Source organism: Salinisphaera sp. RV14 (assembly GCF_052044135.1).
GTDB lineage: Bacteria > Pseudomonadota > Gammaproteobacteria > Nevskiales > Salinisphaeraceae > Salinisphaera.
In genome coordinates this window covers 292,721-318,355 of record NZ_JBQDYF010000002.1, presented here as the reverse complement: position 1 = coordinate 318,355, position 25,635 = coordinate 292,721, and the positions used below count along the sequence as shown (strand labels likewise).

The following is a 25,635-nucleotide window of genomic DNA, read 5'->3' as shown; positions in this document are numbered from 1 at the left end:
GCGCACCTCCGGCGGGCATGGCACGAGGCGGTTCATAGATACACTCCCTTGCCGGCCTGCTCGATCGGGCCGAGATCCGGCGAATGCGCATCGCGATGACGGAAGAACTGTTGTTCGTGTTCTTCGACGTCGGCGGCCGGAATCGTGTATTCGGTGTCGTCGATGAAGCTGCGCAGCACCAGCAGGCCGATCACCCCGGCAAAACCCAGCGCGCCCAGCCACCAGATCCGCCAGACCATGGCAAAACCGAACATGAAAGTCGCCCCGGCCATCAGGAACGGGATGGCGGTGTTCTTCGGCATCTCGATATCCACATAACGCTCGGGACGCGCCCGCGCGTAGCCTTCGGCTCGTCGCCAGGCCCATTCGTCGCGCTGGTGGATATGCGGGGTAACGGCGAAGTTGTAGAACGGCACCGGCGAATGCGCCACCCATTCGACACTGCGCTCGCCGCTCCAGACCTCGCCGTCGCCGATCAGGTGCACGCCCTGCGCGCGGTCGCGGATGCTCATGTAGAACTGCTTGAACTGGTAGAACGCCGCCACGCAGAACATGAACATGCCGGCCTCCTGAATATAGAAAAAGGGCCGCAGTTCGGGCCGCGAGACATAACTCAAGCGGCGTGTCATGCCCATCAGGCCCAGGCCGTACATGGGGATGAACACCAGCGCCGCGGCGATCACCCAGCACCAGAACACGCGCTTGCCGATGGCCGGATCGAGCTTGAAACCGAAGATCTTGGGAAACCAGTAGGTAATGGCCGCAAACTCGGCGAACACGGTCACCATGACCATGTTATGGAAATGGGCGATCACGAACACGCTGTTGTGCATTTCGTAATCGGCCGGAACCATCGCCAGAATCACGCCCGACAGGCCGCCGATCGGCAACAGGAACAGCACCCCGGTCGCCCACAGCATGGGCGGCTCGAAATGCAGCCGGCCGCGGCACATGGTGAAGATCCAGTTGAACAGCTTCACCCCGGTCGGAATGCCGACCAGCATGGTCGCGATGCCGAAATAAGTGTTCACGCCCGGGCCCTGGCCCATCACGAAGAAGTGATGGAGCCACACGGTCCAGGACACGCCGCCGATGGCGAACGTGGCCAGCACCATGGTGGTGAACCCGAACAGCTGCTTGTGCGAGAAGTTGGCCACGATTTCCGAAACCACGCCGAACGGCAGCAGGATCAGGAAGTAAACCTCCGGATGGCCCCACATCCAGAACAGGTTCTTGTACATCATCAGATCGCCGCCGAGCCCGGCGGTGAAGAAATGCGTGCCCACGTAGCGATCCAGGGTGAGCAGACTCACCACCACGGTGAGGATCGGGAAAGCGGTGATGCCGATGATGCTCATCGACAGCGACGTCCAGGAGAAGATCGGCAGCTTGCTCCAACCCATGCCGGGCGCGCGCATCTTCACGATGGTCGCCACGATATTGATCGATCCGATGGTGGTGCCGATCCCGCTGATCTGCAGGGCCCATAACCAGTAGTCGACGCCGACGCCCGGGCTGTAGGCCAGCTCGGACAGCGGCGTCAGCCCGACCCAGCCGGCATGCGAGAACTCGCCGAGAAACAGCGACAGCATCACCAGCGCCGCCCCGACCGCGGTCAGATACAGCCCGATCGAATTCAGGAACGGATAGGCCATGTCGCGGGCGCCGATCTGCAGCGGCGCGATGATGTTCATCATGCCGATCAGCATCGGCGTGACCGCGAACAGGATCATGATGGTGCCGTGGCTGCCGTAGACCTGATCGAAATGAAACGGCGGCAGATAGCCGTGGCTGGCGTCGAGGAAACCGGCCGTGTGCGGGCCGGCCGCCATCGCCTGCTGGGCACGGATCATCACCGCATCCACGAAGCCGCGGAACAGCATCACCGCGCCCATGATCATGTACATCAACCCGATCTTCTTGTGATCGAGCGTGGTGACCCATTCCCGCCAGAGATAGCCCCACCACCCGAGCCGGGTGACGCCGACGACAATGGTCAGCCCCACGGCACAGGCAAACACGAAAGCGCCCACGATGATCGGGTTGTCGTAGGGCACCCAGTCCATCGACAGGCGTCCGAGCCAGAAACTGTAGTGGCCCTGAAGCGGAACTAGCATGGAATACGGTCCTGCGGCTGCGACGCGTTCATTTCATCTTCTTCCCGGCGAACAGATGGGTCGGATAGACCTTGCCGGCGCGCACTTCGTCGATGACATGGTCGAACAACCCCGGCGCCACCGACGAGAAATACTGCGGCTTGCCCTGGGTATCGATGGTGGGCTGGGCGAGCTGTTCGTAGCGCGCATCGGTCAGATGCTGCGACGAAGTCTTGACGCGGGCGACCCAGCTTTGGAACGCGGCGGGCGCGACCACATGCGTTTTGAACCGCATCCAGGAAAAGCCCGCCCCGCTCTGTGCCGCCGAGAAGCCGGTATACGTGCCGCGCTGATCGGCCTGCAGCAATTGCTGGGTATGCATGCCGGGCATGACATAAATCTGGCCGGCCAGGCGCGGAATGAAGAACGAATTGGTGACGGTCGCCGAGGTCAGATGAAAACGCACCGGCCGGTTCACCGGCAACTCCAGCGTGTGCAGGGTTGCGATATGCTGTTCCGGATAGACGAACAGCCAACGCCAGTCCAGCGCGATTACGTCGATGTTGAGAGCGGGCTGGCTCGACGCAGCGGGATGATCCTCGATCGCCCCCGGGTGATACGGGTCGCTCGCCTGGGTGCCGGTGTAGACGACATAACTCAGCAGGCCGACCGCGATGAGCGGGATGCCCCACATGGCGATTTCCAACCCGATCGAGCGCGACCAGGCGGGCGCATAACCGGCTTTGGTGTTGCTGGCGCGATAGCGCCGGAGAAAGATGACGGTCAGCACGATAGTGGGGATGACGATCGCCGACATGATGATGGCGTCGACGATCAGCGTATAGCGCTCGGATCTTGCCACCGGACCGGCGGGGTCCAGGGTGAGAAACAGCGGCGTGGCCATTGCCGGCAGACTCAGGGCGAACAGCGCAACCGCGCCCGCTGCCTGCATCGGGCGGCGCACGGCCCGCCGGACCGGCCTCATCGTGGCATCGAGGCGCGCAGCGTTTTGGTACGACATCCAGACCCTCTGTAGATCGCGAACACGACACGCCACCGGTGGCGCCGACCCGATGGGCACAGGGCCAAGGCCCGGTGACCGGATACCACGGTAGCGAGCAAAGCGCCCACGAACATCGGGATTTATCCGGACACACGGACGCCGATCGCGTAAAACCGCGGCGCCAAAGCCCGCCAATACAGGTCTGCAAAGGGTTGGATCTTTTCCGCCAGCCGTTCCGATGCCGGCCGGCCCGGCCCCCCCGCCGGGCGTTGTCCGCGGCAGGAAACGCGAGCACGCCGCCGGGGCACGCACGACCCGGCGGCGGATATTCACGCCCTCTGGCCGTGCCCCGGGATGCCGCCCGGGGCACGGCGCCGGGCGCTACTTGGCGTAGCGCTTGTGGTAGGCGTCGACCGCCGAGCCGCCGTCGACGGTTTTCACGCCGGCCAGCCATTGCTCGACCGTCTCGGGATGCGAAGCCAGCCATTGATGGGCCACTGTCGACTTGTCGCCCTTCTTGTAGCTGTAGTCGTAGATCCAGCGGCTCTGGGTCTTGGCCGGCACATGGATATGCTTGAGAAGCGTGGTGACGTTGTCGTTATCCAGCTTGGCCGAGACCAGCGTGAGCACATCGCTCTTGATGCCGGCGATCGGGCTGCCGTCCTTGTCCTTCAGATAATGGATATGGAACTTGATATTCATCCAGTGTGGACGCCAGCCGAGAAACACCATCGGGCTCTTCTTCGGCTCGGAGTGCTTGAGTTCGGCCAGCATGGCGGCGGTGCTGCTGGGCACCATCTTGTAGTCGCCGAGGCCCTCGTAGTTGTCCTTGACGGCCCTGGAAATGGCCTGATCCATGGCGCTGCCCGCCTCGATGCCGTAGATCTTGTGATCGAACATCTTCGGGTGGGCGGCCAGATCCTTGATCGAGTGGATACCCTTGTTCCATACGTAATCCGGCACCGCCAGCCCTTCGATCGCGCCCGACAGGTTCGACCCGAGCTTGACCACCTGCTTCTTCTGGACCAGCGGGCCCAGCATGTCCTTCTCCGCCGGCAGCCACGCGCCCATGAAGACCTCCGTATTGCCGTCGGCAAGACCGCGGTAGATGAAGGGCAAGCCCACATGCTCGGTCTTGGTCTGATAGCCGAGGGTGTGCAGCAGTTGCTCGGCGATTTCGGTCTTGACCGCTACCCCGGGCCACGGCGGCACGCCAAAGCTGATGGTCGACGCACTCGCGGCCTGCGCGAGCGTGGTGCCGGCGACGATCAGGCCGGCCGTGACGGCCGTGCGAGCGAGCCATGCGGATGTCGATTTCGTCATTCAATTCCCCCGGGCGCGGGTGGCGCCTCTTTTGATGTGAACATCGTCGAGGTCAGATGCAACGCCCGTGCCCGGGTGGGCAAGCGTAGCGAACGATCAGCAGCACCTCGGCACAACGAATCATATCAGTCGTCATACAGCCCACCAGAAACCGATGGACCGGGGCGTAGCCAGCCCCCTCCATCACCATCCGACTGGGCCATGGCGTTAATGAAGGCCAACGGCGCGGCGTGCTTGTCGGCGACACACAACGTCTGGCGGGCCACAGGAAGCTACCACGGGTCGCGACAACGCCGCGAAAGCGCCGGTCGCAGTGCGCTGGATCGGCTTGAACGAGCTGGCTGGTCGCTGCCCGGTTGGCCTTGTAAACTATCATCACTTTCCGGGCCCCGACCCGCCGCCGCAACACGCCGCGCGGTCGGCGCGGCCCGTAATTTCCCGATGGATGCCTGATGGCGTGCCGGCAACACCAGCTGGCGCGCCGTCTGGTCGTGGACGCAACAATGCACAATAACCACCCCGGCACCGCCGCCGTTAGTACGTTGCGCGTCATTGCCTTCGGCTTTGTCGCCACCTTCATTTCGAGCTTCGGCCAGACGTTCTTCGTGGGCCTGTTCAGCGAGCAGTTCGGGTCCGCCGCAAACATCGGCGGCACCACCGTGAGCCTGCTCTACGGGATCGCCACCCTGGCCAGCGGCAGCCTGCTGTTCTGGCTCGGTGGCGCCATGGACCGTATCTCGCTACGGCTCGCGGCCGCGGCTAGCCTAATACTGCTCATCGCCGGTTGTCTTTTCGCCGCTGGGATCGAAACCGGGGCGATGCTGCTGGCCGCTTTCTTCCTGTTGCGCCTGGGCGGCCAGGGCCTGCTCACACAGTTGGCGGTCGTCGCAGCGGCTCGCAACGGCGGTGGGCGACGCGGTGCGACCATCGCCTGGGCGACGATGGGCGTTATCCTCGGCGAAGCGATCCTGCCAGCGACCGTTATCGCGCTACTCGGCCTGCTTTACTGGCGCAACCTCTGGCTCACGGTCGCCGCCTTGTTACTGGCGGTCGTGACGCCGGCCCTGTTGATCCTGCAGCGCGGTATCGTATGGCGGGAGCCGGCGAACCGGTCGGCCGTTCCCGGCGGCTCGCAATCAGCGGCGCCACTGCAGCGCCGCACCTTGCTTTCCGATCGACGTTTCTGGGCCGGCGCGGCCATCATGCTCACGCCACCGTTCATGGCCACCGGTTTTCTGTTCGAGCAGAGCACCATCGCCCACGCCATGAATTGGAACGCCGGAATGATCGGCGCCGCCTTCACCGTGTTCGCCGGGTTCCGCGCCTTCGGCACCTGGTTCTACGGCCGGACCGCGGACCGGTTCGGCACCATCCTCATGACGCGCATTCATCTATCGCCCATGGCTCTGGCATTTGCTTCCCTTGCCCTGCCCCTGGGTCCGGCGTCGATCTGGGTCGCGTTCGCGGGCATCGGGTTCACCAACGGCGCCAACTCGGTACTGTCCGGTGCGCTGTGGGCCGACATGTTCGGCACCGCCGCCGTGGGCACGGTGCGCGGCGTGTTCGGCGCGGCCATGGTGCTGGCCAGCGCGCTGGCGCCAGTGGCCGTGGCCGCGGCCATGTCGGCGGGACTGAGTGCGGCCGGGCTGGGGCTGGTATTCGGCGTCTATGCGTTCGTTGTGCCGATACTGGCCGGGCCTTTCCTTTACCGCCGGCGCTCCTTGGCGCAGCCCGTGGCCGCTGGGTCTGATTGAAAAATCCGATCGACGCCACAGCGCCTGCGTGAGTGTTTGGCGGATGACGCGAAGGGCCGCACGTAGTCTAGTTCGCCCCTTACCTATTCGGCGCACTCGATGCATTTCAGCGCCGTAGGATCCAATTCGAGCCGCCCCTTGGCGATCCATTCGCCGCATTCGATGCACTCGCCGAACTCGCCCCGTTCGAGCCGCTTCAGCGCGTGCTCGATCCGCTGCAACTGCAGACGCCGACGCCGCTCGGAAGCCTGCGCCATGGCCTGCGCCTGCAACGCATCGATACGCGACAACCGCCCGGTGGTGGTCTGGTCGAGTTCGACCGTGGCACGCTGGCTCTTCGATCGCTGGCTTTCATCGCGATACTGCTCGCGCAGGGCATGCAAGGTATGCGACATCGTTTCCGTATCGATTTCCGGATGGGTCATGGTCGTCTGCCGCGTAGTCGAATCGGGCCGCGTCTCTATAATGCCGGTCACCGTCATAGCAATGATATCGAGGCGAGCGAATCAGCCCGGTCTGCACTTTCGGGCTCGGGCGTTCATGCAATCGCCGATCCGAGAGCCGGCTCGAACAGGGACGCTGCCGCCCGCCGACTTTGTCATACAGCGGCTGGGGCTCGAAGCCCGCATTGATCGCCCTTTGATCGCGAACAGCGCCGAGCATCCGGGATGCGGCGGCCCGGCGCGGTGTCCGGGTCCGAAACAAGGCGGGCGGACCGCTTCCGCCGGCCCGCCCGCGTTTTCGTCGATTGTTACCGCACGATCAGCAACGGCACGTCGGCCCGCCGAATCATGTCGGTCGTGGTGCTGCCGAGCAATAATTCGCGAATACGCGTGTGGCCATAGGCGCCCATCACCATCAGGTCGAGATCGTGCTTGCGCTGGTAGTCGTGCAGCGCGGGCTCGACATCGCCGTCAATGATGGCGGTGGTCAGCTGCGCGCCGGCAGCCCGCAGTTTTTCGGCCGCGTCATCGAACTGACGGCGTCTCTTGTCGTTGGGCTGCCCGACATACACCAGATGCGCCTCGACCTGGCCCAGCAGCGGCGTGGCCACCGCGCGCTCGATGACCCGCTGGCCGGTCCGACTGCCGTCAAAGGCGATCAGTACACGCTGGGGCGCCGCAAAACTCTGATTGGTCACCAGGATCGGGCAGGACACGCCGCGGATGACGCGCTCCAGGTTGGATCCCAGATGATCGTCGTCGCCAGCGGATTCGCCGCGTTTGCCGATGGCCAACAGCCGGATGTCGTCGCCCATGTAATGCAGCGCGTCCACCAGTTCGCCGTTGCGCTGGCACGTTGCCGGCTCGGGCCGGCCGGCAGCGGCCGCCCGCTGGCTGGCCGAGTCGAGAAAATCGCGGCCCCGATCCCGCGCCACGCGGGCGCGTTGCGCATCCAGCGCCGCCAGTTCGGTCAGCAGGTGCTCGCGCGTGCCCAGGCCGATCTGGCCGGAATAATCGGTCGAGGCCGCATGCTTGCGGCGGCTGATGACGTTGACGAAGGTCAGGGGCGCATCGAGTTTCGTGGCGGCCCAGACGGCCGCATCGCAGGCCGCCGCCGCATAGGCCGAACCATCGATGCACGCCACGATCGGTCGCTCATCGGACATAGTGCTCTCCTCCTTGTATCAGTGCTGCTCGAGCAGCTTTTCGGCGTCGGGCTTGTCGTGCACCGCGACCTGGTCGACCAGTGTCTTGCTGGCTTCGTTCATGCCCACGATATCGACCGTCATGCCTTCGCGCCGCAAGCGCAGCACCGCCCGGTCCAGCGCTTCCACGGCCGAGATATCCCAGAAATGCGCACGATGCACATCGATGGTCACCGCCGACAAGGATTCGTCGTAGTCAAAGGCATGCCGGAACGAACTCGCCGAGGCGAAGAACACCTGGCCGGTGATCTCGTAGACCCGCCGTTCGCCGTTGTCGGTCAGGTGACTGGTGATATGCAGCAGCCGGCCGACCTTGTTGGCAAAGAACAAGGCCGACAGCAGCACGCCGACGAACACGCCGATCGCCAGATTACTGGTGGCGACCACGACCGCGACCACGGTCACCATCACCAGATTGGTCGACAGCGGATGCTTGGGCATGTCGCGGATCGACTCCCAGGAGAAAGTGCCGATCGAGACCATGATCATCACCGCGGCGAGTGCCGCCATCGGGATCTGGCCGACCCAGTCGGACAGGAACACCACCATGACCAGCAGCACGATGCCGGCGGTGAGCGTGGACAACCGGGTGCGGCCGCCGGATTTCACGTTGATCACGGTCTGGCCGATCATGCCGCAACCGGCCATGCCGCCGATGAAGCCGGTGCAGATGTTGGAAATGCCCTGGCCGCGGCATTCCCGGTTTTTATTACTGCCGCTGTCGGTGAGGTCGTCGACGATGGTCGCCGTCATCATCGATTCCATCAGCCCCACCACCGTCAGCGTCAGCGCGTAGGGCGCGATGATGGTGAAGCTATGCCAGTTCCAGGGGATGTCCGGCCAGATCAGGCTCGGCAGGCTGCCCGGCAGCTGGCCCATGTCGCCGACCGTGTGGATATCGAAGTGGCCGGACATGTAGATGCCGGTCATCACCAGGATCGCGATCAGCGGCGACGGAAAGATGCGCCCGATCACCGGTATGTACGGAAACAGATAGATGATCGCCAACGAGCCCGCCGCCATGGCGTACACGACCCACGAGACATTCGTCAGCTCGGGGATCTGTGCCCAGAAGATGAGGATCGCGAGCGCGTTCACGAAGCCGGTCACCACCGAGCGCGACACAAAGCGCATGTAGTTGGCCAGGCGCAGCGAGCCGGCGATGAACTGGAATATGCCGGTAAGAATGGTGGTGGCGAACAGATAGTCGACGCCGTGTTTCGCCACCAGCGTCACCATGACCAGTGCCATGGAGCCGGTCGCCGCCGAAATCATCGCCGGCCGGCCGCCGACGAAGGCGTTGACGGTACAGATACAAAACGATGCGTAGAGCCCGACCTTGGGGTCGACCCCGGCAATAATGGAAAAGGCGAGCGCTTCAGGTATGAGCGCCAGCGCGACCACCACGCCGGACAACATGTCGGCACGCACATTAGAGAACCAGTGTTCTCGGATCAGTTGCAGCATTTATCTTTCCAAACACAAATAGCCGCGTCGGGTGCGGCGGGCCAGGCGTTCGTTTTCGTTCGCGTGGCCCGCCGCACCCGACGCGGCGCAATATCATCGATTCGGGGATTATTCGCGCTGCCGGGCGCGAGCCACGAATACTAACAGACAAACCGCCGCCCTACAGCCGGCCCCGGGCACCCGGGCGGCGATCCAAGTCGGCCTATCAGTGGCACTCGCTGTCGAACGGGTCTCTCGCGGACGCCGTTGCGGCATTCGTCTTCAGGGTTCGGGCCAACTGCCGGCAGGGATCATCGGCACAACGCAGCGCCTGGTGAATATCGGCTCGCGTCAGCCCCAGATCGGCCAGCCGATGATCGTCTTCGCCGAGCAGGGCCTCGAGCTGGCGCCGGCACGCCCGGCGATCGAGGGCACGGCGTATCCAGGCGATCAGGCCCAACGGCGGCATCGCCGGCATGTACAGATCGGGGAGAGCAGGCCGCGTCGAGACCAGGCGGCGCGCCCGGGAGCATTCGATCGGACACATAAAACAGGCTCGGTTCAAGTGGCCCGATCCAGACTGATACGCCCGCTTGATTCAATACAGCGCAAAGATCTACATTAGATGTTCAATTTTACTTAACGGACGACGCGGTGCACGCATCGATAAACCCGCCCCGCACGCTGGATACGGACGTACTGCGCAGTTTTGTGGCGATTGCGGAAGCCGGCAGCTTCACCGCCGCGGCGCGCCAGGTTCACCGCACCCCGTCCGCGTTGAGCATGCAGATCAAAGGCCTGGAGAACAGGCTCGCCCAGCCGCTGTTCGTGCGCGAAGCCCGGCGGGTGCGTGTGACCGAACACGGCGAATTGCTGCTGTCGTATGCGCGCCGTCTCCTGCAGCTCAACGCCGAGGCCGTGTCCCATTTCCTCGCCCCCGCGATCGAAGGCCAGGTCGGGCTGGGCTTGCCGGATGATCTCGGGCGCCGGGTGTTGCCGCGCGCGCTCGGCCAGCTTGCGCGCGAACATCCGCAGGTGACGGTCAACGTCGTCGCCCGAGGCAGTGCGGATTTGTCGGCCCGCGTGGCCGCCGGCGAGCTCGACCTGGCCCTGATTTCGGCCGGCAGCGACGATACCGACTCACGCATTGAGGATATCGTGGCGACCGAGCACATGGTGTGGGCCGGGTTGCCGGACGGCCGTGCCGCCCATCGCCGCCCGTTGCCGTTGGCGCTTGCCAATCACGGCTGCGCATGGCGATCCAGCGCCCTGGCCGCACTCGACGGCGCCGATATCGATTACCGTATCGCCTATTCCAGCGAAAGCGGCGCCGGCCAGAGCGCGGCGGCGCTCGCCGATCTCGCGGTCGCCGCACTGCCGGCCGGCCTGGTCGAGCCACCGCTGGTCGCCCTGCGGGAGTTGCCGGCGCTCGCCGCGACGCGTATCGCACTGATCCAGCGTGCGGACGCGGGCACGGCCGCCGAGACCCTGGCCAGCTGTCTGCGCGCTGCGTTCGACGCCGATCAGCGCAACTGACTGTCCTTGCTGGCGCGCCGATTGAAGCCGCCGGCCCGGCGCGCGTGTTCGTCCGCTTCGGCCTGGCATGCCACGCACAGCCGCACGCCGGGGATCAGTTCGCGCCGCCGCTCGGGGATCGGCTCACCGCATTCCTCGCAGTGCGTGAGGCTGGCGCCGCCCTGCGCCAGTTCGCGGCGCGCCTTCGCCACGGCATCGTTCACGGTGTCGTCGATCTGTTCCTGTACCGCGCCCTCGCGCGCCCATCCACTGGCCATCGCATCCTCCGAGCCGTCGGAATCGTCATTAAATAGATGGCATCGCCGGCCATCGTTTGCAAGCACCCCGCTATACTCGGGCCAGCGAAGCGATTGCCAAGCAGCTTGCCAGGAAAGCCCATGACGGACGCCGAAAGCCGAGACGAAAGCCCGCGTTTCGGGCCGCTGTCCGACTACCGCGTCCCGGCCCTGCCGACGCGCGACACGCTGCAGAGCGTGCTCACCCGGGCGCGTGAACTGCTCCGCCGCCGGACCGACGCACCGCGGATCGACCACGCCCGCCTGCATTCATCGACGCTCGACATGCTGGACGCCGCCGCCGCGCCGCCGGCCTGCGGGCCGTTGATCGACGAACTCCAGGCCACGCTCGGCGCCTGGGCCGACCGGGGGCCGGACGCCCCGCGTCTTCAGCTTATCGTGCTGCCGCCGGGCGATCAGGATCGTATTGTCGCCAGCTGGGCCGAACGGCAAGGCCATCATGTGCTGCAAACACCCGCACGAGACGCCATCCTGCAAGCGGACCCCGACGCGTTGCCGACGCTCGACGGTGATGGCCTGCTGGTCGTGCCGGCACTGGAGGCGTGGTTTCTCCGTCACCGCGATGGGCTGTGGCTGATTCGCGCCCTGCTCGACCGGCTGAGCGAACTCGATCGCCGGGCGGTGATCGGCTGTAACAGCTGGGCCTGGCAGTATCTCAAACGGGCGGTGCGCGCCGATGCCGTACTGCCGGCGCCGCTGACCTTCCAACCGTTCGATGGCGAGCGACTGCGTGGCTGGTTTCGAGAGATATCCAGCGCGAATACCGAGCAACCGATGCGGTTCCGGGACGCGGCCTCGGGCGACGATATGCTGGCCCTGAGCGCCGATGGCAAGCCCCACGACCGACTGATCAGCCTCGCTGCGGCAAGCCGCGGCGTGCCATGGATCGCGTGGCGACTATGGCGCCACAGCCTGCGCCAGCATATTGCCGCGAACGACGACACGGATAACGGCGTCGATGCCGCGACCGCCGACGCCGCTAACGGGGATGCGCATACCCTGTGGGTGACCGCATTCGAGGCGTTCTCCCTGCCGAGCCGCCGCGGCGACGATTCGCTGCTGGTTCTGCATGCCCTGCTGATCCACGGCCCCATGTTGCCGGCGCGGCTCACCGACGTGCTGCCGTTCACCGGAACCGCGAACACCATCAACAGTCTGCTGGCCGCGGGTATTCTGGCGCACGATGCGCAGGGCCGCCTGACCTGCACCCCCGAAGCCTACCCCACGATCCGTACCGGCCTGACGACGGCCGGCTTTCCCGTCGCCGAGGTCTGAGCCATGGCTGGAGCCAACGACAGCGGCCGGCAGGCCGCACACCTGATCCACAATCTCCAGGACATCAACTTTCTCAAGATCGCGCTGATCGTGAGCGGCACGGCGGTCGCCATTGTCGTGATCCGGCGGTCGCTGCCGTTCCTGGCCGAACGCGGGCCAAACCAGCTGCGTCTGCTGCTTCTCGGCGCGGTGCCGATTCTGCGGCTCGCGCTGCTGGCGATCGCCATCCTCTGGTTGATTCCGATCGTGTTCAACGTGACCTTCCAGAATTTTCTGGTGATCATGGGCGCCGCCAGCCTGGCGATCGGCTTCGCCTTCAAGGATTACGTCTCCAGCCTCATCGCCGGCATCGTGGCGATCTTCGAGCGTCCCTATCGCCCCGGCGACTGGGTGAAACTCGGCGACGCCTACGGCGAGGTGCTTTCGGTCGGGTTGCGCGCGGTGCGTATCAACACGCCGGACGACAACGTCGTCACCGCGCCGCACGACACGCTCTGGAACTCGAACGTCGCGAACGCCAACGATGGTTCGCGCACGCTCATGTGCGTGGCCAACTTCTATGTCGCGCCGGATCACGACGCACAGAAAGTCCGCGCTGCGCTGCACGAAGTCGCGCTCACCAGCGCCTATCTGGAATACGACAAACCCATTGTCGTGGTGCTGTCTGAAACGCCCTGGGGCACGCACTACAAGCTGCGCGCCTACCCGTTCGACATGCGCGATCAATTCCTGTTCATCAGCGACATGACGGTGCGCGGCAAGGCGGCGATCGCCGCACTCGGCGCCCGGGCGGCAAGCGTACCGGCCGGCATGGCGGCGCCCTTGGGCCCATGACCGGCGGCGAATCCGGTCTGCCGCGGCCAGCACAGCGGCCGATTGCGTCGACGCGCCAGCACCACGTGCGTCGCGTTCGATCCGCGGAAACCGTGAGTCGATCGCCCGGCATCCGCTCACCCGCGCCGAACGATCGATTCACGCCCCGCGATTTCGCGCTATTGCGCCGGGCCAGCGGCACCATCGGGTTGCGTCGATGCGCCCGATACGTCGGACGGTGACGGCTGCGGGCCCTGGGACGAGCCCGGCTTCGCGGCCGCGCCCTGATTCGTCGTCATCCCGGACCCGGCTCCCATCGAGGCGTGGCCCGTGGGTTTGTGATGATGTTTCCAGGCCATGCGATGACGCTCACCACGCCGGCTCGATTGCGCCAGCTGGTGAATCAGCGGCTGGGCCGCCTGGATGCAGCCTTTGAGCGGTTCATCGCCGCATTGAACGCGCAGGCCCTGGCCGTGGCCGAGTTGCAGATCGAAACCCTTGCCCTGCAGCGCAGCGGGGCCGCCCGGAGGCGGCGGTGGCGGGTGATGGTGGCCGGGCGGCTTGGGGGGCGGATTGGGCGGGCCTGCGTCCGGCGATGATGGTTGCGCCAGGGCCAGGCCACCGCTGGCCAATACGATGCCGATGGCGACCAGACTTGTTCTCAACATGGCAGCTACTCCGCTGTATCGAGGGATGAGCCGGCGCGCGATACGTGGCGCCGGTCGGCCATGCTTAGCACGGCCGGCCGGCGGCGGATAGCCATATAATTAATCCGATACAAAAACAGCTGAAAATCCGCTGTTTTTCAACGCCCTCGAAAACGAAAGCCGGCCCGTGCCCGTCTTTTGTTTTTGACGACTTCGCGGCCGATGGCCGCCGCGGCGGCCGGACGCTTTCAGCTGCCGCTGTTGCCGTTGTCCCAGTCGCACACCCCATTGCCGACCTTGTCGCTGTCGCAGGCCGGATAATCCGGCTGTGGCGGAAAAGCCGGCATCCAGCTCGGCGCCTGCGGATAGGTCTTGGGATGGGCCTTTATCCTGGCCATCAGCATATGCACTGCTTTTTCCAGCTGCGCATCGTGCCCGGCGTTGAGATCCCCCGGCTTGTCGTGGACGCGCACGTCGGGCTTCACGCCGATGTTCTCGACGATCCATTGGCCGTGGGTCCCGTACATGCCGTTGTCGGAGACCACGAGGCTGCCACCACCGAGCAGATCGAACGACCCGTCGTAGCCGCGCACGCCGGCCCAGGTCCGGCTGCCGATGGTCGGGCCGAGATGATCCTTCTTGAACATGTAGGCGAAGATATCGCCATCGGAAGCGGAACCGCGATTGATGAGCGCGGCCATGTAGCCCATGGGCGCATTCGGGGTCGGGCTGGTGGCCCGATAGCGATTGGTGAACATGCCATCGAGCGGGCGATCGATGCGATCGAACAGCATCGGGTCGATGAAGCCGCCCAGGTTCCAGCGGTCGTCGAAGATGATCGCCTTCTTGTTGCGCTGGCTGTAGTACTGGCGGATGAACTCCTTCATCCCCGTGGCTTCCATGTCTTCAAGATAGACGTAGCCGATCTGGCCGTCCGACATCTTGTCGACGGTCTGACGGTTATGCCGGATCCAGGCCAGCAGGTGCAGCTTGTGTGCATTCGCGACCGGCTCGACATGAATGACGTGCGCATTCTTGCCGTCGGCATCGTCCGCCACCTTGAGCGAGATGGTGTCGCCATTGGTACCCTGAAGCAACTTGTACGGGTTGGTCGGGGCCTTGAGCGGTTGCCCATTGATCGCCAGCAGATAGTCGCCGGCCTTGACCTTCAGGCCCGGCTGGTTGAGCGGCGCCCGGTAGCCCGGCACCGTGTTGTCGCCCTGGTAGATCTTCGCGATCTTGTAGCGGCCGGAGTCCGGGTCCAGCGCGAACTCGGCGCCGAGGTCGGCTGTGGGGTTGGCCGGGGTCTTCCAGCCGTCGTTGCCGCCGCGCACATACATATGGCTTTCGCCGGGCGTGCCCATGGCATTGGCAATCAGCCAATCCACGTCTTCGCGCGTGGCGGCGCGATCCAGCAGCTTGCGATAGCGCGCGTCGATCGCCGGCCAGATCTTGTGGATCAGCTTCGGATCGAGGAAGTAATCGCGCACGTCGCGCATGGCCTCGCCGTAGGCGGTCGGCCATTCGGCCTCGGGCTGGACCCAGCGCTTCAGGCCCGACAGATCGATCTTGTCGACGGCATCGTCGCCCGGGTCCTTGGCGAACGACGCCGGGCGCGTCATCCAGTCACCCTTGTGCTGGTAGAACAGCGTGCTGCCATCGGCTGAAAGCGCGACGTGTTTGACGTCGGTCTCCAGCGTGTGGTCCTTGCGTTTGTCCATGTCGTAGGCGCGCAGCGCCGACTGCTCGCCCGACAACGGGCCTTCGATGGTCTGGCTCGGCTGGGTGGTGTAGTAGACGACGCCCTTGGCCTCGGCCACGCTCGATATATCGGCATCCGGCACCGGCAGGCGCACCGCGCGGCCCATCAGCCCGGCGACGTCGATATCGACCGGCTTGCGATCGGTCTTGTGTTTGGATTTCTTGTCGCTTTCCTTGCCCTTGTTCGAACTGCCGTCGTGCGCTTTGGCGTTCTTCTTGGGGCTATCGTCGTCGCTGCTTGCAGAATCGTCGTCGAGCCCTTTGGTGGCCGAACGCACACGGGGGGCGATCGGTGAAGGGGTATCCTTTTTCAGGGTCGCGGCATACAGGCCGCTGCTTTTCAGGCCCGCGGTGATCTCGTCGAAGTTGGAGAAGGTCGGATTGACGATACGCTGGGATACGAAGAACAGATATTTACCATCGTCCGAGAAGAACGGGTCCGAATCGTTGTACTGGCCGTCGCCGAGCCGGGTCAGCTTGCCGTCGGTGACGTGGTACAGATAAATCGCCTGGATATTCGGCACGGTCATGTTGCCGATCGGCTGCGGGATCGCCTTGGAAAACGCCAGCCAGTCGCTGCCCGGTGACCAGTGCAGATCGGAGAAATTGCCGCGCGTCTTGCTCGGGTCGCGCGTGATCCGGGTCCGCTTATCCGATTTCACGTCGATCATCCAGAGCGTCTGATCGGCGTCGACATAGGTCAGGTGCTTGCTGTCCGGGCTCCAGGAAAGCGGGCCGTGCACGCTGAGCTTGTCGTGCGTGAGTGCCTTCGGCTTGCCGCCATCGGCCGGGCGAACGTACACCGCCTGGTGATCGCCCTCGGCGCCGATGTATGCGATCTGCTTGCCGTTCGGCGACCAGGCCGGATCGCGCTGGTCGGCCGCCGGATTCTGGGTGAGTGTGTTGGCGCTGCCGTACTTGGCCGGCACGGTGAACAACGCGCCGCGAGCCGAAAACACCGCCAGATGCCCGTTCGGCGCGATCGCCGATTCATCGACGTGGCCCTCGACCTTGGCCCAGTGCGGCATCGCCTTCACGCCGTTGAGCGGCACGCGCACGTTGAGCTTGGTCAGGCCCTGACTCCCGGTGTTGTAGACATACAGATCGCCGCCGTCGGAGAAGGTGATCTTGTCGCCGCCCAGCGTCGGGAAATCGATGTCGTAGGTCGAAAAATGCGTCAGCTGCTTGAACTGCTTCGTCTTCTGCGAGTAGGCCCAGAGGTTCTGGATATGGTTGGGGCCACGGTCGGAACTGAAATAGATCGTATCGCCCGACCACATCGGCCATACGTCCGCGCCCTTCCAGTGCGTGATGCGATGGCTCTTGCCGTTCTTGTAATCGAAGGTCCAGATATCCTGGGCCTGGCCGCCGTAATAATGCTTGCGGTGAAACGGCCGGTAGACCCGGGCAAGCTTGTTGTAGGCCACGGTGTGATCGTTGGGCCCGAACGACAGCGGCCCGGTCCACGGGATCGGCAGCTTCTTCGGCAGGCCGCCGCCAACCGGCACCGTGTAGGCATGCATGACCTGCGGATTGAGACTGTCGCGCCGGGAAAGAAACACCACCTGTTTACTGTCCGGCGTCCATCCGATCACGCGGTTGTCCTTGGTCGGCTTGAGCTTGCCGCCCTCGCTCGGGTTGTTGATCGAGTGATAGGTCAGGCGCCGCACCCGGCCGCCGGCGGCGGGCACGAGATAGACATCGGTGTTGCCCTGGTACCAGCCGGTAAACGCGACCCATTTGCCGTTCGGCGAGAAATGCGCGTCCTCGTCGAAACCCGGGTCGTCGGTCAGCTGCGTGGCCATGCCGCCGTGGATGTCGGCTTTCCAGAGATTGCCGCCGGCCTCGAAGACCACGGTGTCGCCATGAACGGTCGGATAACGCATCAACGGCGGCGCGGACTGCCTGGCACCGGCAGCCGGCTTTTGGGCCGTGTCGGCATGCGCCATCGGGATCACAGCGGTCGTTACCGCGAACAACGTCGCCGCGCTACCCAGAACTGTCTTCAAAGCCATGGAATCCCTCGTTTGTTATTCGAATCACCCGCGAGAGCCGCAACCCGCGGCGCCCCCTGTTTCACGCCCGGGCGCGCAAGAAACGCGCCATCGCCCGAGCCAGCGGCATGACCGGTCGGCCGGCCTTCGTGGCACGACGGGCGCACCGAATGCGTGCAGTATGCAATATCGTGGCCCGACAACGACGCACGTTCGTGCGGGCGTATCGGCCGCGACCGGGCCGCGCCACCGCAGGTTCCCGCTGGTAGCAGGCTTCGTGGGCGCGCCCGGCCGAGTGTGGACTTGGCCCCTGCTCCAATAGGCGCTTACGCCTGGGGTGCGGTGACGCCGGCGACATCGAACACCGTGTAGTGCTGTTCGCTGGGCCGTCCGCGCAGTGCCCAGAGCCGGCGGGCCGCCGGATCGGCCACAACCGCGCCGCAGGTCGTCATCCGGGTGACTGGCGTGGGCGGGTAACAGATCGCCTGCGTGTCCCGGGTGACGGTTGCCAGACGCGCGACATCGATCGGGCCGGGCTCGGCCAGCAATGCCCGGGCGCGGGCCAGCCGTTTCTCGCTGTGGGCCTGTGCCTCGGGTAGCCGCGGGCGCTCGGCTTCCCGCGTGGCATCGGCCAGACAATGATTGGTATGCACGATCACGTCGTCGGCCAGCGGTGTGATCTCGCGCCGGGTGGCCGTGGCCTCGACGTTCATCCCCTGGCCGTCCGGCCCCACCAGCAGATAATTGTGGGCGCCGGCCAGCTCGGCGTCGGCCAGACGCGCGGCGGCCGCCTCGAAATCGGTCTGGGCCAGCACTTCGCGGACCACGAAATTCCAGGTGACGCCGACCCGCCCATCGTTGCCGGAGAGGTTATTGATGCCGATGGTGATGCCGGCCTCGTTCATGCCGATCATGCCCAGGCAGCCGCGGCTGGTGAACACGGTGAAGGCCGGCGCATCGTCGGGCGTACCGCGCAGCACAAACACATGCTCGGTCGCGGTTTCGTGCATGTCCCAGGTCTGGGCGAACAGGGGTTGCCCGGTGGCGCTACGGGCACCAGGCACGATCATCGCCGTGCAGTTATCGGCCGCGTGCGGCACCGGTCGGCTGCCGCTGAACGCCGCAAAGCCGGTATCCACGAAATCCGTGAAGCCGCTGACGACCAGCATCTCTTCCGGTAACAAACCGGCCGCATCCGCCATGGCCCGTAGTTCCGCGGTCAATCGCGGCGAATAGGCCTCGTGCGCCGCCAGGCACTCTTCCGCCAGAGCCAGCACGTCCGCACGCGGCCGGTCCTTGCCCACCCAGAGTGCCTGACCGGCCCGCTCGACACGCTCGTCCGCGAACCGCCGGATCGGCTCGGCATACGTCATGCCATGCGCGCGACCGATGGCCGAAGCACTGCCGGCGGCTTCGAGTACGGGAATATCCATGCGAGTAATCAACGATGATGATGACGCCTTCAATCTAAGCGCTGGCGGGTCGACCGAGCAAATTGAATCAGCACTTTCGCTAATTGTAACGCGAGCTTCGGATACCTATTAACCCGGCACAAAAATAGATGATTTTTCGGGTTAATAGCGCGCATATGTGACCGCATACTCACCGCGGCAATCGGCAGAGAATCCTTTGAAAACAGCTTATTACGTCATCTTCTTTGATTTCGGATTAATAAACTCAAACTCGACAGGAATTGACCGACGTTCGGCGATCACGAAACAAGAAGGCCCTTCATGCAAGTTCAGGATACGATCAACGCCGAACAGGCGCGACAGAACATGAAGACCCGCAGCAACGGCCCCGCCGAGGCCGTTGCCTCGATCAACGACGCGATTCGCGAGGCATCGTCGGAGAATCGCGGTCATACCACCGTGTTTCCCGAACGCAAGCACATCGAAGTCGAGGATCTCGAGCGCATCGTCAAGCATTTTCGCGAACGGGGTTTCACGGTCGAGGAGCGCTGCCATGCTCGTAATACGTTCGCGCTGAAGGTCAGCTGGTATCCGGCCCAGCACCGCAGCGTCCGACGTTACCGTCGTACCGCTGACACCCGCCACGATCCGGCCGCTCCGATTGCGCGCCAGGACGGCGGCCAGCCCGAGCGCCGTGGGGTAGGCTGCCCTTTCCAACCAGCCACAATCTGCGGCTGGTTTTCTTGACTCATCCGCCGATACACGCAAACGGGCGCGGATGGACGACCACGGCTCGGCGCGTCCAAATTTGACGGCAAAAAACGCCGGCTGGGTGGTTTAGCAGCCGCGCGCGGGAATGCTGTCTTTTTCGATCCGCGTGTATCGGCGTCGCGCCCGCAACCGGAGACATGCCATGTCGTCACGTGCAGCTGACTTTTTCGCGTCTACCGTCCAGCCAACGGTCACCGAATTTCTCACGGACGTCGGGAACACTCGCCGTGGGCGTCTAGCCGCTATCGTTCTTTACCACATGGCCGATTATCTGGCTCTCGCTGGTTACAAGGGGGAGGATCGAACGGTTATGAGGGATCGACTGGACAGACTCAACGCAGAACTGATTACCGAATGTCCTGACTTCTCCTTAATCAAAGATATTGCAGATGCATCGAAACACGCCCAACTCTCTGTGCCGAAAAACTCAGTGCGCGAGGTCTCCTCGTCGGCGCAGATTAAAAGCTCGCCAGGAATATTCCAGACTTCATTGGGCGAAGGTGCTTTTGGCGAGGCCGCAATAGTATTTGTCGTGCTTGATAACGGAACGCAGAAAGCGCTAGCACCGGCAATACGTACCGTCATGGCAATGTGGGCGTCAAAGCTGGGCGCGCCGACCTGAGTTTTACGGTGTACTGTCACACGCCTGGGCCAACCCAGCAGTCGAGCGGACTTGCACGAAAAGCCGCGCAGGCCGCTCGCTTCTGCGATATACCGGCCGCGCACGGAATGCTGCCGTTCTTGATCTGCGCACATCTGCGTCGATCTGCGGAGATCTCGCGTCTTTTTTTCGCAAATGCCCTCGAACGAGCGTCAATAAGAAGGAAAGTCAAGTCACTGCTGCTTCGGGTGCGGGGACAATCGCGTTGTCAATCTTTTGACTGAATTTTGCACCTGATCGAGCGACGGTTTCCTTTCTTAGCTGCATGAATCCATGTTGATCTGCGGATAAATAGGGCTGTCCAGTGACGCCAGCTCGCGCCCTCCGGCATTGCAGGGCGCGACCGCAGGGCGACTACGACGGGCCCCCTGCCCCTTGGCCGACATGGCTTTGCGGCGCAATGCGGCCTCGCCCTACTGGAATAGCCTCTTACCCGGGCAGCCCCCGGTTGCGCGTTTCGGGCAGCCACCATGGCAGGATCAAACCCAGGATGTAGACGCTGCTGATAATCAGCGCCGCCGTGACCACGCCACCGAGCCCGCCAATAATCGAGCCCGCGATGATCGGGAAGAACCCGGCGACCAGTCGCGAGGCATTGAAGATGAAGCTGGCCGCGGTGGTCCGGACCGTGGATGTGAACAGCTCCGCCGGGTAGATCGCCATCCAGGAAAACGCCAGCCCCAGGGTAAAGAAGCCGTTGATCGGCGCCACGATCTGCATGGTGGTCGCGGTGGTTGTCAGCCCATAGGTGATCGGCGCCATCACCAGCGAGCCGGCATAGGTCAGCCAGAGGAATGGGCGTCGGCCGATGGCATCGATCAGAAAGCCCGACAGCAGATAGGCCACGATAGCGCCGAGCATGTACAGGGTGCCGATCCAGGCGCCCCAACTGCTCGGGTCCGGCAAGCCCTGGGCCTTGGCCAGCACCGCAGTATGCGAGGGCAGCCAGGTCGACACGCCGTACCAGCCCACCATTGTCACCATCGACAGCGCGCTGGTCAGCAATACCCGGCGGCGACTTTCCGGCTGACGGAAGATTTCGGTCAAGGTGAAGGGGCGCTTGTCGCTGGCGGCGCTGGCACGGTCAACCGCAGCCTCGGTGGTCGACCATCGTTTTTCCGCCACGGCTTGCTGCCAGCGCTCGGATTCATCGAGATTACGCCGGACATACAACGACAACAGCGCGGGCAACGCGCCGATGACGAACATCAGCCGCCACGAACCATCGCCCAGCGGTTGCAGATAAGACAGCACGAGCCAGACCAGCGCCGCGAGCAACCCGCCCCAGCCAAAGCCGGACTGTAGAAAACCCGCCCCCTTGGCGCGCGCCCGCTCCGGCCAGGTCTCGGCGATCAACGCAATGCCGGTGCTCCACTCGCTGCCGAGCGCCAACCCGGTCAGAAAACGCAGCGCAATCAACTCGCCGATCGTCTGGCTGAAAGCGGTGATGGCGCTAAACAACGCGTAGAGAATCATGGAGATCAGCATCATCCGCTTGCGGCCGATATAGTCGGCCAGCACGCCGCCGATCAGCCCACCGACGCCCCAGCCGAACAAGGTCACCCCGACCGCGATGCCGGCCCACAACGAATGGGCGGCGGCTTGTTCGGGGGTCAGCAACGCACCCAGCGCCGGCCCCAGCACGACGATCAGCGCATAGGTTTCGTAGCCATCGAAAACCCAGCCCATGAAGCTCGCGAGCAGCACCTGCCCATGCTTGGCGGTCAGTCCCTCGTGCCATTTGATGGCGCTCATCAACATCTCCTCTGATTACTTATAAGTTTGTTTTTATTTATATTTTTACTTCAATTCGGCACTGGCCGGGGGCCTGGCCCGGCCCCGTCTGGAGCATGCGCGAGGTCACGGCGGCAGACAATCAAGTAATCGGCAAGGCTGACTTCGCGAATGGCGAAGCCGCTACACTGGCGTGGCCACTCGGCCGTTTGCCCTCGCTTCGACAATGCCCATGCCCCGTATCGATCTCGTCACCCTGAGGCTGTTCGTTTCCATCGCGCGGGAGCGGCGCCTGACCGCAGCAGCGGAACGCGAGCACATGGCGTTGGCCGCGGTCAGCAAGCGAATCAGTGATCTCGAAGCCCAGCTCGATACGCCGCTGCTCTATCGACGCCCACGCGGCGTCGAGCTGACCCCGGCCGGCGACGCCCTGCTGCATCATGCGCGCAGCGTGCTGGAATCGATGGAGCGACTGACCGCAGATCTGTCTGAATACAGTGCCGGCGTGCGCGGGCACGTCCGTATGCACGCGAACACGTCCGCGATCATCGAATTCCTGCCCGAGGACCTGGCCGCCTTCACCCGCGCCCGACCCGAGGTGCGCATCGATATCGAGGAACGCGTCTCGCTGGCGGTGATTCAGGCTGTGCGCGACGGGCTCACGGACATTGGCGTGTACGCGGCCCACGTCGGCGCCGACGGCTTGCAGACACGGGCCTATCGCAGCGATCGGCTGGTGCTGGTCACCCCCACGGAACACGCCCTCGCGGGCGCCGGGCCGATCGAACTTCGCCAGGCCATCGAACACGATTTCGTCGGCCTGCAACACGATGCTTCGTTGCACGCACTGATCCACGATGCCGCGCGCGCCGCCGGCAAACCGCTGCGCATGCGGGTCCAGGTGCGCAGCTTCGAAGGCATCTGCCGCATGATCGCCTGTGGCCTGGGTATCGGCGTGCTGCCCGACCGGGCGGTGAGCACACACGTGGCCACCCTCGGCCTGCGCACCGTCGAGCTTGCCGACGCCTGGGCACACCGCGAACTGCGCATCGCCTACCGCGACCTCGACGCCCTGCCCGTGCTGGCGCGCGAGATGGTCGAGCATTTGAGCCCGATCTGAAATCAGCCCATTGTTCCAGCTTGATGGATAGCGGACGCGACAGGGAAAGCCCGCCGGGCTGGAATCGCCGACTCATGCTGTTTCAGCACAGCCGGCCCTCGTCCCGCCCCGGTCACTTGGCGCGCGCCTGAACCATCCGCTCGAACGCCACCAGCGCCGGCGACCAGCCGGCGACTTCCGTGGCTGCGAACCAGGTTGCGACATGGCCGATATCGTCGGGCAAATCCAGATAATGGATCGCAAACCGGGACTGCTGTGCGTCGACGACCGCTTTCGGCAATAACGCATAGCCCATCCCCGCCGCGACACATCCCAGAATGGCGTCGATCGAACCGAACTCGAACACCCGTCCGCCGGCGATGCCCTGACGAGCCAACAGGCGCTCAATGCGATGCCGGTAATGACAACCCTGCTTGAATGCCAGAAACGGCGTTTCCAGAAGCTGGTCGCTACCGGGCATGGCCTTGATCGGGTCGTCGGCGACCAGCACGAGTGACTCCTGAAAAGCCTCGATCGCATACAGGCTCGAATGGGGCACCGAACCCGCGACGAGAGCGCAGTCGATCGTCCCGTCCAGAAGCTGCGCGACGATATCGGTGGTGGTGCCCGTCATCACCTGGAGATCGATGCGGGGATACTGTTCGTGGTACGCGGCAAGCAGATCCGGCAGCCGTACCGCGGCCGTGCTTTCCATCGAGCCGATACGCAATATACCGCGCGGCGCCCCGGCGTCCTGAAAGACGGCCCGGGCGTTGTCGTGCGCGGTGAGGGTCCGGCGGGCATGCGTGATCAAGGTATGGCCGGCCGGGGTGAGATGAATATGACCGTGCCGCTCGAACAATGTCACGCCCAGCTCGGTTTCCAGCTTCTTGATATGGGCGGTCACGTTGGATTGGACCGTATGCATCTGCTTAGCTGCAGCACTGAAGCTGGCGTTATCGGCCACGGCGACAAACAAGCGTAGCGAATGGATCTGCATGGGCACCGCCCTGCCATCATGAAAAACGATACGCATTATCGATATAAATCGTTTTCAATGAAATAACGCGTCGCTTATCTTCCGGGCTCAGCCTACGACCGCAACGGCACGAGTCCATGACGGCAATGACCTCCAGGAAGCGCTCGCCTGTTCCGGCGATCGCCGTGGGCCTGACGTCTACGCTGGTCGGCATCGGCTTGACCCGCTTCGCCTACACGGCGCTCATCCCGGCGGTCGTGGCCGCTCACTGGTTCACCACCTCGGGCGCCGTCTATCTGGGTGCAGCCAACCTGCTGGGCTATCTCATCGGCGCCGTCACGGCGCACTCGGTTTCAGAACGTTTCGGTGCACGCGCCACGCTCGCGGCATCGTTCGGGCTGGCGGCGCTGAGTTTTCTAGCCTGTGTGCACGCAGCGCCTTTTGGTTGGTTCTTTTTCTGGCGACTGCTTTCGGGTGTGGCGGGCGCGTGGCTGATGGTGGTCGGCCCCGCGATCGCCCTGGCCGGGACCGATCCCGATCGACGCCCGATCGTGGGCTCTTTGATGTTCATGGGGATCGGCCTGGGCGCGCTGTCGTCCGCCCTGGTGATTCCGACGTTGCTACACGCCGGGCTGTGGGTCACGTGGGTCACGCTCGGCACTCTGACACTCATCGCCGGCACCGCGGGCGACGTGGCGCTTTATCGACTTCCGGCTCAGTCCGGGGCGAACGATCGGACCGAATCCCACACGCCGGCCTCGAACCCGGCGATTCGCTGGGCCGTGGCGCTCGTCGTCGCCGCCTATGCCTGCGACGGTATCGGCTTCGTGCCGCATACCGTGTTCTGGGTCGACTATCTCGCCCGCGAAGTCGGATTGGGCATGGGCCCCGCCAATCTTCAGTGGGCGTTGTTCGGGCTGGGCGCCATGCTGGGGCCGGTCGTTACGCGTTACATCGTACCCCGCGCCGGCTGGCGGGCCAGCCTCACAACGGGGTTCATCATCAAATCCCTGGCCGTAGGCTTGCCGTTTTTCGCGATCACTATCGGGGCGCGCTCGCTGTCATCGATCCTCGTGGGCGCGCTCATCCCGAGCATCGTCGCCCTCACATCCGGTCGGCTGGCCGAACTGGTCGGGCCCGTCCAGCACAAGCGCTTGTGGGGACGTGCTACCGCCGCGTTCGCCTTGGCGCAGGCGATCGCCGGCTACGGCCTGTCCGGGCTTGCGACGGTGATGAGCAGTTATCGCCCAACCTTCGCGATCGGCGCGGCCGTTCTGGCGATCGCCTTCATTCTGGCATGGTTCGGCGACCCCGCCCGCTTCGCGCAACGCACAAGCCGCCGATCGAGTTCGCCGCCAAATGCCCCCCGTTGATAGGCACGCAATCC

General features: G+C 64.3%; 21 protein-coding genes. 8 read left to right on the top strand and 13 right to left on the bottom strand.

Features of this window, described 5'->3' with window-relative positions:
* Positions 1 to 32 precede the first annotated feature (32 nt).
* From ACS8Y6_RS04355 to ACS8Y6_RS04345, 3 genes are all read right to left on the bottom strand, one after another.
* On the bottom strand, positions 33 to 2,117 hold the full coding sequence (locus ACS8Y6_RS04355; RefSeq protein ID WP_440851645.1) for a cbb3-type cytochrome c oxidase subunit I: 2,085 nt from the start codon (positions 2,115 to 2,117) through the stop codon (positions 33 to 35).
* Positions 2,118 to 2,145: 28 nt separating this feature from the next.
* A complete protein-coding gene (locus tag ACS8Y6_RS04350; RefSeq protein ID WP_440855033.1) occupies positions 2,146 to 3,117 on the bottom strand; it encodes a COX aromatic rich motif-containing protein in 972 nt (323 codons plus the stop codon).
* Between the two features lie 363 nt (positions 3,118 to 3,480).
* The gene (locus ACS8Y6_RS04345) at positions 3,481 to 4,422 is read right to left on the bottom strand and encodes a glycine betaine ABC transporter substrate-binding protein (protein WP_440855032.1); all 942 of its coding nucleotides are present in this window, start codon (positions 4,420 to 4,422) and stop codon (positions 3,481 to 3,483) included.
* 503 nt (positions 4,423 to 4,925) lie between these two features.
* On the opposite strand from ACS8Y6_RS04345, the gene ACS8Y6_RS04340 reads away from it, so the two are divergent.
* The gene (locus ACS8Y6_RS04340; protein ID WP_440855031.1) at positions 4,926 to 6,176 is read left to right on the top strand and encodes an MFS transporter; all 1,251 of its coding nucleotides are present in this window, start codon (positions 4,926 to 4,928) and stop codon (positions 6,174 to 6,176) included.
* A gap of 83 nt (positions 6,177 to 6,259) precedes the next feature.
* Here the strand turns inward: ACS8Y6_RS04340 and ACS8Y6_RS04335 are convergent, their stop codons facing one another.
* The 4 genes from ACS8Y6_RS04335 to ACS8Y6_RS04320 form a co-directional block, all read right to left on the bottom strand.
* A complete protein-coding gene (locus tag ACS8Y6_RS04335; protein ID WP_440851693.1) occupies positions 6,260 to 6,601 on the bottom strand; it encodes a TraR/DksA C4-type zinc finger protein in 342 nt (113 codons plus the stop codon).
* Positions 6,602 to 6,927: 326 nt separating this feature from the next.
* Positions 6,928 to 7,785, bottom strand: coding sequence for a universal stress protein (locus tag ACS8Y6_RS04330; RefSeq protein ID WP_440851692.1), 858 nt, complete (start codon positions 7,783 to 7,785; stop codon positions 6,928 to 6,930).
* Positions 7,786 to 7,803: 18 nt separating this feature from the next.
* Complete coding sequence (locus ACS8Y6_RS04325) at positions 7,804 to 9,291, bottom strand: SulP family inorganic anion transporter (protein WP_440851691.1); 1,488 nt, start codon at positions 9,289 to 9,291, stop codon at positions 7,804 to 7,806.
* A gap of 205 nt (positions 9,292 to 9,496) precedes the next feature.
* Positions 9,497 to 9,748, bottom strand: a complete 252-nt coding sequence (locus ACS8Y6_RS04320) for a DUF1127 domain-containing protein (RefSeq protein WP_440855030.1) — start codon at positions 9,746 to 9,748, stop codon at positions 9,497 to 9,499.
* A 176-nt stretch (positions 9,749 to 9,924) separates the two neighbouring features.
* Here ACS8Y6_RS04320 and ACS8Y6_RS04315 point away from each other — a divergent pair, with 176 nt between their 5' ends.
* A complete protein-coding gene (locus ACS8Y6_RS04315; protein ID WP_440851689.1) occupies positions 9,925 to 10,806 on the top strand; it encodes a LysR family transcriptional regulator in 882 nt (293 codons plus the stop codon).
* Here the strand turns inward: ACS8Y6_RS04315 and ACS8Y6_RS04310 are convergent.
* Positions 10,794 to 11,063 (bottom strand): DksA/TraR family C4-type zinc finger protein, encoded by a 270-nt coding sequence (locus tag ACS8Y6_RS04310; RefSeq protein WP_440851688.1) that lies wholly within the window; start codon positions 11,061 to 11,063, stop codon positions 10,794 to 10,796. The two genes, ACS8Y6_RS04315 and ACS8Y6_RS04310, sit on opposite strands and share 13 nt — an antisense overlap.
* A 120-nt stretch (positions 11,064 to 11,183) precedes the next feature.
* On the opposite strand from ACS8Y6_RS04310, the gene ACS8Y6_RS04305 reads away from it, so the two are divergent.
* Positions 11,184 to 12,377, top strand: coding sequence for a hypothetical protein (locus ACS8Y6_RS04305; protein WP_440855029.1), 1,194 nt, complete (start codon positions 11,184 to 11,186; stop codon positions 12,375 to 12,377).
* Positions 12,378 to 12,380: 3 nt separating this feature from the next.
* Complete coding sequence (locus ACS8Y6_RS04300; protein ID WP_440851686.1) at positions 12,381 to 13,211, top strand: mechanosensitive ion channel family protein; 831 nt, start codon at positions 12,381 to 12,383, stop codon at positions 13,209 to 13,211.
* Positions 13,212 to 13,369: 158 nt separating this feature from the next.
* Here ACS8Y6_RS04300 and ACS8Y6_RS04295 read toward each other — a convergent pair whose 3' ends face one another.
* The 3 genes from ACS8Y6_RS04295 to ACS8Y6_RS04285 form a co-directional block, all read right to left on the bottom strand.
* Positions 13,370 to 13,858: a hypothetical protein gene (locus tag ACS8Y6_RS04295; protein WP_440851685.1), complete on the bottom strand. Its 489-nt coding sequence runs from the start codon at positions 13,856 to 13,858 to the stop codon at positions 13,370 to 13,372.
* A 227-nt stretch (positions 13,859 to 14,085) separates the two neighbouring features.
* Positions 14,086 to 17,613 (bottom strand): S41 family peptidase, encoded by a 3,528-nt coding sequence (locus tag ACS8Y6_RS04290; protein WP_440855028.1) that lies wholly within the window; start codon positions 17,611 to 17,613, stop codon positions 14,086 to 14,088.
* A 305-nt stretch (positions 17,614 to 17,918) separates the two neighbouring features.
* Positions 17,919 to 19,025: a C45 family autoproteolytic acyltransferase/hydolase gene (locus ACS8Y6_RS04285; protein WP_440851098.1), complete on the bottom strand. Its 1,107-nt coding sequence runs from the start codon at positions 19,023 to 19,025 to the stop codon at positions 17,919 to 17,921.
* 345 nt (positions 19,026 to 19,370) lie between these two features.
* On the opposite strand from ACS8Y6_RS04285, the gene ACS8Y6_RS04280 reads away from it, so the two are divergent.
* A complete protein-coding gene (locus tag ACS8Y6_RS04280; protein WP_440855027.1) occupies positions 19,371 to 19,751 on the top strand; it encodes a hypothetical protein in 381 nt (126 codons plus the stop codon).
* Positions 19,752 to 19,917: 166 nt separating this feature from the next.
* The gene (locus ACS8Y6_RS04275) at positions 19,918 to 20,397 is read left to right on the top strand and encodes a hypothetical protein (protein WP_440851100.1); all 480 of its coding nucleotides are present in this window, start codon (positions 19,918 to 19,920) and stop codon (positions 20,395 to 20,397) included.
* 468 nt (positions 20,398 to 20,865) lie between these two features.
* Here the strand turns inward: ACS8Y6_RS04275 and ACS8Y6_RS04270 are convergent, their stop codons facing one another.
* Complete coding sequence (locus ACS8Y6_RS04270; protein ID WP_440851101.1) at positions 20,866 to 22,191, bottom strand: MFS transporter; 1,326 nt, start codon at positions 22,189 to 22,191, stop codon at positions 20,866 to 20,868.
* A gap of 211 nt (positions 22,192 to 22,402) precedes the next feature.
* On the opposite strand from ACS8Y6_RS04270, the gene ACS8Y6_RS04265 reads away from it, so the two are divergent.
* Complete coding sequence (locus ACS8Y6_RS04265; RefSeq protein ID WP_440851102.1) at positions 22,403 to 23,290, top strand: LysR family transcriptional regulator; 888 nt, start codon at positions 22,403 to 22,405, stop codon at positions 23,288 to 23,290.
* Between the two features lie 112 nt (positions 23,291 to 23,402).
* On the opposite strand, the gene ACS8Y6_RS04260 is transcribed toward ACS8Y6_RS04265, so the two are convergent.
* Positions 23,403 to 24,269, bottom strand: a complete 867-nt coding sequence (locus tag ACS8Y6_RS04260; protein WP_440851103.1) for a LysR substrate-binding domain-containing protein — start codon at positions 24,267 to 24,269, stop codon at positions 23,403 to 23,405.
* Positions 24,270 to 24,385: 116 nt separating this feature from the next.
* Between ACS8Y6_RS04260 and ACS8Y6_RS04255 the strand changes: the two genes are divergently transcribed.
* A complete protein-coding gene (locus ACS8Y6_RS04255) occupies positions 24,386 to 25,621 on the top strand; it encodes a YbfB/YjiJ family MFS transporter (RefSeq protein ID WP_440855026.1) in 1,236 nt (411 codons plus the stop codon).
* The last annotated feature ends 14 nt before the right edge of the window (positions 25,622 to 25,635 follow it).